7 protein-coding genes are annotated in these 8,354 nt (G+C 72.8%); 3 read left to right on the top strand and 4 right to left on the bottom strand.

Annotated features, from left to right (window positions below):
• Window positions 1–103: 103 nt before the first annotated feature.
• Both AC07DF_RS18900 and AC07DF_RS18895 read right to left on the bottom strand, forming a co-directional pair.
• Window positions 104–1,108 (bottom strand): ArsR family transcriptional regulator, encoded by a 1,005-nt coding sequence (locus AC07DF_RS18900; RefSeq protein ID WP_478972053.1) that lies wholly within the window; start codon window positions 1,106–1,108, stop codon window positions 104–106.
• 153 nt (window positions 1,109–1,261) lie between these two features.
• Window positions 1,262–2,011 (bottom strand): response regulator, encoded by a 750-nt coding sequence (locus AC07DF_RS18895; protein WP_478972051.1) that lies wholly within the window; start codon window positions 2,009–2,011, stop codon window positions 1,262–1,264.
• Window positions 2,012–2,261: 250 nt separating this feature from the next.
• Between AC07DF_RS18895 and AC07DF_RS18890 the strand changes: the two genes are divergently transcribed.
• Genes AC07DF_RS18890 through AC07DF_RS18880 form a run of 3 tightly spaced genes read left to right on the top strand, consistent with a single transcriptional unit; the run spans window position 2,262 to window position 5,276 of the window.
• Complete coding sequence (locus tag AC07DF_RS18890; protein WP_399016213.1) at window positions 2,262–3,245, top strand: Bug family tripartite tricarboxylate transporter substrate binding protein; 984 nt, start codon at window positions 2,262–2,264, stop codon at window positions 3,243–3,245.
• On the top strand, window positions 3,242–3,781 hold the full coding sequence (locus tag AC07DF_RS18885; RefSeq protein WP_478972049.1) for a tripartite tricarboxylate transporter TctB family protein: 540 nt from the start codon (window positions 3,242–3,244) through the stop codon (window positions 3,779–3,781). Before AC07DF_RS18890 ends, AC07DF_RS18885 begins: the two co-directional genes overlap by 4 nt.
• A 1-nt stretch (window position 3,782) precedes the next feature.
• Window positions 3,783–5,276 carry a tripartite tricarboxylate transporter permease gene (locus tag AC07DF_RS18880; RefSeq protein WP_391105660.1) on the top strand — a complete coding sequence of 498 codons (1,494 nt, stop codon included), beginning with the start codon at window positions 3,783–3,785 and terminating at the stop codon, window positions 5,274–5,276.
• Window positions 5,277–5,333: 57 nt separating this feature from the next.
• On the opposite strand, the gene AC07DF_RS18875 is transcribed toward AC07DF_RS18880, so the two are convergent.
• Entirely contained in the window at window positions 5,334–7,253 is a 1,920-nt protein-coding gene (locus tag AC07DF_RS18875) for a DUF2264 domain-containing protein (protein WP_478972046.1), read from the bottom strand.
• A 22-nt stretch (window positions 7,254–7,275) separates the two neighbouring features.
• Window positions 7,276–8,343 carry a LacI family DNA-binding transcriptional regulator gene (locus tag AC07DF_RS18870; RefSeq protein ID WP_478972044.1) on the bottom strand — a complete coding sequence of 356 codons (1,068 nt, stop codon included), beginning with the start codon at window positions 8,341–8,343 and terminating at the stop codon, window positions 7,276–7,278.
• Window positions 8,344–8,354: the final 11 nt, after the last annotated feature.

Below are 8,354 nucleotides of genomic sequence, written 5' to 3'. Positions count from 1 at the left end.
ACTCCAATAGGTTGTTCTTCCCCCCCCCCCCCCCCCCCCCCCCCCCTCCCCCCCCCCCCCCCCCCCCCCCCCCCCCCCCCCGACGGCGGCGAACCTGTGCTGGTCACTCCATCGGGCTCGCGGCGCGCAGCAAGGACGCCCCCGCCGGGGTGAGGGTGTGCAGCACGGTCGGGCCGTTCCGGATGGTGGTGATGAGGCCTGCGTCCCGCAGCACGGTGGCGTGTCTGCTGGCGGAGGATGCCGAGACTCCGGCGGCACGGGCGATCTCGCCGGTCGTGGCACCGGTGGACGCGGCGCGCAAGGCGACCGCTCGGGCGCGTCCGAGCAGGGTGATCAAGGACTTGTCGGGGGCATCGACCCCATGCGGGGCATCCGGGGGGCCCGGCTCGTGGAGGAGCGAGTACCAGAGCACGGGCGGCATCTCCGGGTCGGCGAAGGCGACCGGCTCACCCCAGTTGAAGTACGAGGGGACGAGGGTGAGCCCACGTCCGTTCAGATACAGGTCCCGGTCCTCGACCTGCTTGGGATAGACGACCTCCAGGACGGGAGGGCGCCAGCGCAGCATCGGCCCGAGTCCCGAGAGCATGCTCTCGACTCCACCGTCCAGAAGCCCACGGGCACGCGCCGCTCGCTCCGCCTCGATCCGGGCCTGTGCCTGTTCCTCGTACGGGGCGATCACAGCGTCGTGGTACGCCCGCAGCATCCCCACGAACTCCTTGCGCGCCTCCAGCCGGGCCAGCTGCCCGGCCCACGCCGGAGCGCCGACGGTCCGGTCGAGGAGGGTCACTTCCTTCAGGACCCGTCGCGGATGCGTGGCCAGAATTGATTCCAGTCCGGCGTCCACATCACCCACCGCATCAGCGGGCGTGAGAAAGTCCGGAAAGTAAGCGGCCCTTGGATACAAGGGCAGGAAGACGCTCCGCAGGACACGCCCCAGCCCCCTCTCCCGCATCTGCTGCCTTGCCACGCGGTACCAGCCGGCGTAGGCCCAGCGCCCTCGGCGCGACTGCAATCGGTGCAGACTCGCGGCGACTTCCCAGAGCGGATCAGGCGCGGCGGCAATCCTGGTTCTCGCCAGATCTGTGTCGCTGAAATGAATGCGGAGCATGTCGTCCCCCGTTCGGCATGGTCGGCTGGGAGATCGTAGGTGGCGGAGATCAATACGCGATAAACGGTGATTCAACGGACATGGGGCGCCTGTTGTGGCTCCGCCTGTCCGCCGACGAACCTGCCGGATGGATCGCGAAACCAGACCGGAGCACTAGGCGCGTGCCTCGCCGCCCGGCCGGAGCGCTGTGGGACCGCGGAAGCGGTAGCGGCGTTCGGGGCGGCCCGCCACGCCGTAGCGCAGGGAGACCTCCACCAGGCCGACGGTGTGGAAGTGCTCCAGGTAGCGGCGGGCGCTGACGCGGGAGACGCCGGTCATCGCGGCGCACTCGCTGGCGGACAGGGTGCCGTCCGTCTCGCGCAGGGCCCGCTCGACCAGCTCGGCGGTCTCCACGCTCATGCCCTTGGGCAGGGCGGCGACGGTCGAGGCCCCTCCGGCGGCTCCGGCCAGCACCCGGTCGACATCGGCCTGGCTGCGCACGACCGTGCCGAGCAGCCGGCCGCGCCGCTCGGCGTAGCGCTCCAGCCGGGCGCGCAGCTCCTCGGACTCGAAGGGCTTGAGGAGGTAGTCGACGACCCCGTGCCGGACGGCGCCGCGGACCGTCTCGGCCTCCCGGGCGGCGCTGACGACCATGACGTCGCAGTCGTGGCCCGCGGAGCGCAGCCGGGGGATGACGTCGAGGCCGAAGATGTCCGGCAGGTGCAGGTCGAGCAGCACGAGGTCGGGGCGCAGCGCGTCGGCGGCGGCGACGGCCTGGGCGCCGGTACCGGCGACGCCGACGACGCGGAAGGAGTCGACGCGCTCGACGAAGGCCCGATGGACCTTGGCCACCATGAAGTCGTCGTCGACCACGAGGACGTCGATCGTGCCGGTGGTGGCGGACGTGCGGGACTCGCTGGTCATCGGGTCGCTCCTTCCGTGCCGGGGCCGCCCATCATGGCGTCCACCTGCGGTGAGGGAAAGGGATGTGCGGGATGCGGTCCACGGGGCCGGGGTGTGCGCGGCGGGTTCCGGCGACCGCAAAGACCAAAACCTCCGTTGGTTCCGCAAGAGAGACAGCCCGTCGGCCCCCGGTGCAGCATGTGGCCCACATCACCCTCCCCCACAGGGCCTTTACCTACCCGCATCGACGTACCGACAGGTGGTGGCACTCGTGCGCCTGCGCACTCCCCTCGCCCTGCTCGGGGCCGCCGTGCTCGTGCTCGTCGGACCGCCGCTGCTGACCACCGGCAGCGGCACCGAGACCGGCACACAGATCCCTGGCCTGCGTTTCATGGTCCCCAACACGCCCGGCGGCGGCTACGACATCACGGCCCGTACGGCCGCGAAGAACGCCGAGGACGCCGGACTGACCCACAACATCGAGGTGTTCAACCTGCCCGGAGCCGGCGGCACCGTGGGCCTGAGCCGGCTGGTGAGCGAGCAGGGCAACGGCAAGCTCGCGATGTCCATGGGCCTCGGGGTCGTGGGTGCCGTCCGTTCCAACGACGCGCCGAAGACCCTCGGCGACACCACGCCGATCGCCCGGCTCACCGAGGAGCAGGACGTCGTCGTGGTCGCCAAGGACTCCCCGTACAAGACGATCGACGACCTGATCGGCGCCTGGAAGGAGAATCCCGGCAAGCTGCCGGTGGGCGGCGGGTCCTCCCCCGGCGGGCCGGACCACCTCGCGCCGATGCTGATGGCGCGGGCCGCCGGTATCCCGCCGAAGCAGGTCAACTACATCCCCTTCGACGGCGGTGGCGAACTCCTCGCCTCCATCCTCGGCAACAAGGTCGCCTTCGGTGTCTCCGGTGTCGGCGAGTACCTGGACCAGATCAAGGCGGGCGAGCTGCGCCTCCTCGCGGTCACCGGCCCGAAGCGGGTCGAGGGCCTCGACGCGCCCACGCTGACGGAGGCCGGATACGACGTGAACTTCACCAACTGGCGCGGCATCGTCGCCCCGCCCGGCCTGAACGACGGCGAGCGCGACAAGCTCGTGAAGCTGGTCGAGGAGCTGCACGGCTCCGACGAGTGGCGCAAGTCCATGAAGCAGAACGGCTGGGACGACGCCTTCCTCACCGGTGACAAGTTCGGCGCGTTCCTCGACGCCGAGGACAAGCGCGTGGTTTCGGTGCTGAAGGAGCTGGGACTGTGACGACGCAGACCGACATCTCTCCCGCCGAGACCGGCGGCGAACGGCGCTCGTGGCTGCGCGAGCACTCCGAACTCGGCGTGTGCGCGCTGCTGCTGGCACTGGGCGTGCTCGTCCTGACCGACGCGCTCACCATGGACGTCGACATCGCCCAGCGCGGGCCGGTCGGCCCGAAGACCGTGCCGATCGTGGTCGGCGCCGGGCTGCTGGTGATCGCCGCGCTGCTCGCCGTGGACGTGCTGCGCGGCGGCCGGGGGCAGGCCGAGACCGGCGAGGACGTCGACCTGTCGGAGCCCGCCGACTGGCGGACGGTGCTGCTGCTCGCCGGAGTGTTCCTCGGCGCGGCCGTCCTCATCGAGCCGCTCGGCTTCCCTGTCGCGGGCGCACTGCTGTTCTGGGGCGCGGCGTTCGCGCTCGGCAGCCGCAGGATCGACCGCGATCCGCTCATCGCGGCCGGGCTGGCCCTCGTGACCTACGTCGTCTTCAACAATCTGCTCGGAGTGCCCCTGCCCGGCGGTCCGCTGATGGGAGTGCTGTGACATGGATGCCTTCAACTCCCTTCTGGACGGCTTCGGTACGGCCCTCACGCCGATCAACCTGCTGTGGGCCGTCATCGGTGTACTGCTCGGCACGGCGATCGGCGTACTGCCGGGCATCGGCCCGGCGATGGCGGTCGCGCTGCTGCTGCCGGTGACGTACGGGCTCGACCCGATCGGCGCGTTCATCATGTTCGCCGGCATCTACTACGGCGCGATGTTCGGCGGTTCGACCACCTCCATCCTGCTCAACACGCCCGGTGAGAGCGCGGCGGTGGTGGCGGCCATGGAGGGCAACCCCATGGCCAAGTCCGGGCGCGGCGCCCAGGCCCTCGCGGCGGCCGCCGTAGGGCACTTCGCGGGCGGCCTGATCGGCACGCTCCTGCTGGTGGCGCTGGCGCCGACGGTCGCGAAACTGGCCGTGGACATCGGCGCGCCGGACTACTTCGCCATCATGGTGCTGGCGTTCATCGCGGTGACGTCGGTGCTGGGCTCGTCCCGCATCCGTGGCCTCGCCTCCCTGCTCATCGGCCTCACCCTGGGCCTGGTGGGCCTGGACCAGATGACCGGCCAGCAGCGTCTGACGTTCGGCTCGCTCCAACTGGCCGACGGCATCGACGTGGTGATCGTCGCGGTCGGTCTCTTCGCGATCGGCGAGGCCCTGTGGGTCGCCGCCCATCTGCGGCGCAGGCCGCCGGAGCCGATCCCGGTGGGCCGACCGTGGCTGGGGCGCGGAGATGTGAACCGGACCTGGAAGTCGTGGCTGCGCGGCCCGTTCATCGGGTTCCCGTTCGGCGCGATCCCGGCGGGCGGCGCGGAGATCCCCACCTTCCTGTCGTACGTGACGGAGAAGCGCCTGTCCAAGCACAAGGACGAGTGGGGCAAGGGCGCCATCGAGGGCGTCGCGGGGCCCGAGTCGGCGGCGTCCGCCTCGGCGGCGGGCACCCTGGTCTCGATGCTGACCCTGGGCCTGCCGACCACGGCGGTCGCGGCCGTGATGCTGGCCGCCTTCCAGCAGTACGGCATCCAGCCCGGCCCGCTGCTCTTCGAGCGCGAACCCGACCTGGTGTGGGGCCTGATCGCCTCCCTCTTCGTCGGCATGGTGCTGCTCCTTGCCCTCAACCTGCCGCTGGCGCCGGTGTGGGCGAAGCTGCTGCGCATTCCGCGGCCGTACCTGTACGCCGGGATCATGTTCTTCGCGGCGGTCGGCGCGTACGCGGTCGGCGGCGAGGTGATCGACCTGGTGATCCTGCTGATCATCGGCCTGATCGGCTTCGGCATGCGCCGCTACGGCCTGCCGGTGCTGCCCGCGGTCATCGGCGTCATCCTCGGCCCCAACGCCGAGCAGCAACTGCGACGCGCCCTGCAGATCAGCGACGGCAGCGTGACGGGCCTGGTCAACACACCGTTCGCGGTGACCGTGTACGCGGTGATCCTGGTGCTCCTGGCCTGGCCGCTGCTGAAGAAGGCGGTGACACGGGGGCGCGTGGAGGCCTGAGACGCTCGATCCCATGGGGGCGTGGCTCACCCGAGCCCCGCCCCCCCTCGGCGTGTCCTAGGGCACCGACTCCCGCGTGCCGTCGGGGAACCGGATCTCCACGGACCCGTCGGCGGCGGCCCAGGCCCGGGCCCCGTTGTCCGGTACGCGCGGATCGGTGCCGAGCACGACCAGCGTCACCAGGAGCCGCGTCCCACCGGGGTGGCACGGCAGTGTCAGCTGCGGCGTCGCCGAGTGGTGCCCGTACGCGTTGCGGCCCTCGGCCGCGACGACCGTCCCCGTGTCGTCGCTCCAGCCGTGCAGGGCGACCAGCGCGCTGGTCAGGCCGTCCGCACGCCGGGCCAGTGCCCAGCCGGGGCCGGTCCGGGCGACAGGCGGGGCGGTGTCGTCGGCGACGGCCCAGCCGCCCTCGCGCACGGGCGTGCCGGCGGGCGCGTCGACTCGGTGCACCCGGACCTCCCAGGGGCCGTGCACCACGCTGACCGTCTCGATGCGGTGCCCTTCGCCGCTGCCCGGGAGGACGGCCCGGTGCCAGGACGCGGCACGAGCGCCCTCGGCGCCGAGGGGGTGGATACGGCCGCGCGGGGTCGGTGTGCCGTCGGGGGTGAGCAGGGCGATGTGGTTGTCGGAGCCTGTGTGCGGGGCCGGAGGGGTCTCGGGTGCCGTGGCGCTGGAGTAGGCGAAGCGGGCGTAGTGCGGGCTGTCCTCGGCGGTCGCCGGTGGGGGCGGCAGGCGGTCGCTGCCGTGGTTGACGAGCCGTACGATCCCGTCGGCAGCGGTGGAGTGCAGCAGCCAGCCGGGGCCCGGTAACGCGAGGCGTACGTCGGCCGTCTCGACCGGGCCGGGTTCCTCGGGCGCGGTCCACACGGGGTGGTCGGCGGGCAGGAGCAGGCCCAGGAAGGCCTTGCTCGCCCAGTAGGGGGACGCCGGGCCCGAGTACCGCTGGACGGCGGGCGGGAAGGGCCCGTACCAGCCGAGCGTGAGCAGTCCGTGCTCGTCGGGCACGCCCCGCTCGGCGAAGTGCTTCAGCGCGCCGGAGGCGAGGCGCCGGGTGCGGCCGGGCGGCAGCGGAGTGGCGTCGGCGAGAACGCCCGCCCACAGGGGCGCGGTCGTGGCGAAGCGGTAGGTGAGCGAGCGGCCTTGGTGGACCGGTGCCCCGTCGGCGCCGAAGAAGTGCTGGTGGTCGTGGAGGAACGACCGCAGGCGGGCGCGGTGAGCCGCCACCGGTCCCGGGTCGGCGCGCGGTCCGGCGATACGGGCCCAGAGCACCGGATACAGGTGCAGCGCCCAGGCGTTGTAGTAGTCGAACTTGCGGCCGTCGCCGTCGGTGTACCAGCCGTCGCCCCGGTACCAGTCCTCCAGGCGGGCCAGCCCGGCGTCGATCTCGCGGCGGTCGTGCGGGGCGCCCACGGAGGCGAGGAACTCCTCGGTGATGACCTGGAACAGCCGCCAGTTGGAGTCGTTGACGACCGCTCCGACGAAGCCGCCCAGCCAGTCGGCGATCCGCTGTCGTACCCGGTCGTCGAGCCGGTCCCAGATCCACGGGCGCGTCTCGTGCAGGGCGATCGCGAGGGACGCGGCCTCGACCATGGGCTGGCCCCGGTCGGTGATGGGCGGCCAGTGGTCGGGACTGCGCGGGTCGGTTCCGGCCGCCAACCCGGCCGCGTACCGCTCGGCGAGCCCCGAAGGCTTCCCACCCGAACCGGCGATGCGGAACGCGGCCAGCAGGAAGGAGCGGGCGAAGCCCTCCAGCCCGTCCGACCAGGGCCCGGAGTGGCTGGGCGGCCCGGGGAGCCGGTACTGGGCCAGGCCCGGGGAGGCGTAGGGCAGCAGGGCGTCCAGGAGGCGGTCGGCGATCGCCTCCCAGTGGGTGCGGGTCCAGCCGGTGAGGGGCGAGGTCAGCGGGTCGGGGGGCGGCAGCTGGGGAAGGTGGGGGAAGTGCGTCGGGTCGGGGAGCGACACGTGCGGCGCGCTCATACGGGTGCGGTTCCTCCGTTGGTCACAGGGCACGCCCGGGCGGGGGCGCGCCGACGCTGTCGCGGACGACGATGTGGGTGCCGAGCAGATGGTGGGCCCCGGCGGCGTGCTCGGGGTCGCGCAGGGCGATGCGCACGGCGGCGCGTCCGAGTTCCTCGGCGGGGGTGCGGACGGTGGTGAGCGGCGGGCTGAAGTCCTCGGCGAGCGGGATGTCGTTGTAGCCGACGACGGAGATGTCCCCGGGGACGCTCAGCCCGGTGTCGGCGATCGCCCGCAGGGCACCGGCGGCGACCATGTCGTCCCCGGCGAAGACGGCGGTGAACTCCCTCGTGCGCTTGAGGAGTTCGGTCATGGCGCGGTGGCCTGCGGCGCGGCCCAGGCCGCAGTCGACGACGTGCGCGGCCTCGGGCGGCAGCCCGTGCTCCGCGAGGGCGGCCCGGTAGCCGGCGACGCGGGCGTCGAGGGCCGTGTTGCCGGGCAGTCCGCCGAGGAAGACGATCCGGCGGTGCCCGGCCGAGAGCAGATGGGCCGTGACGGCGCGGGCCCCGGCCTCGTTGTCGAACTCGACGACGAGGGCGGGGATCTCCGGGCCGGGCGCGGGCCGGCCGCAGAGCACGAGCCGGGCTCCGGAGGAGTCCAGGGCATGGGCGTAGTGGGCGACGCGCTCGCGGTAGGCGTCGTCCTCGACGACCCCACCGACCAGGATCACCAGCCGGGCGCCCTCCTCCCGCATGAGCTGCACGAACTCCATCTCGCGCTGGGCGTCCCCGCCGGTGGCGCCGACCACGCAGAGCCAGCCGCGGTCGGCGGCCTCCGCCTCCACGCCCTCGGCGACCTGGGCGTAGAAGGGGCTGGTGACCTGGCGGACCACGACGGCGGCCATCTTGCGGCCGCCGCCGACCAGGGCGCGGGCGTGCGCGTTGGCCACGTAGTCGAGGTCGCGGGCCGCCCGCAGGACCCGGGCCCGGGTCGCGGCGGGCACCGGGTGGTTGCCGCTGAGCGCCCGCGAGGCGGTGGCCGTCGAGACGCCCGCCCGCTCGGCGACCTCGCGGATCGTGACCCGCCCCTTGGACACCATGTCGTTCCCCATCCCCCGCGTCT

This window comes from Streptomyces sp. NPDC044719, from assembly GCF_056433405.1.
The sequence above is the reverse complement of the archived record's forward strand: the minus strand, read 5'-3'. Positions and strand labels throughout refer to the sequence as shown.

Excerpts from the sequence above, each read along its gene's own strand:
- AC07DF_RS18870 (WP_478972044.1), bottom strand. The coding sequence starts at position 8,343 with ATGGGGAACGACATGGTGTCCAAGGGGCGGGTCACGATCCGCGAGGTC.
- AC07DF_RS18875 (WP_478972046.1), bottom strand. The coding sequence starts at position 7,253 with ATGAGCGCGCCGCACGTGTCGCTCCCCGACCCGACGCACTTCCCCCAC.
- AC07DF_RS18895 (WP_478972051.1), bottom strand. The coding sequence starts at position 2,011 with ATGACCAGCGAGTCCCGCACGTCCGCCACCACCGGCACGATCGACGTC.
- AC07DF_RS18880 (WP_391105660.1), top strand. The coding sequence starts at position 3,783 with ATGGATGCCTTCAACTCCCTTCTGGACGGCTTCGGTACGGCCCTCACG.
- AC07DF_RS18900 (WP_478972053.1), bottom strand. The coding sequence starts at position 1,108 with ATGCTCCGCATTCATTTCAGCGACACAGATCTGGCGAGAACCAGGATT.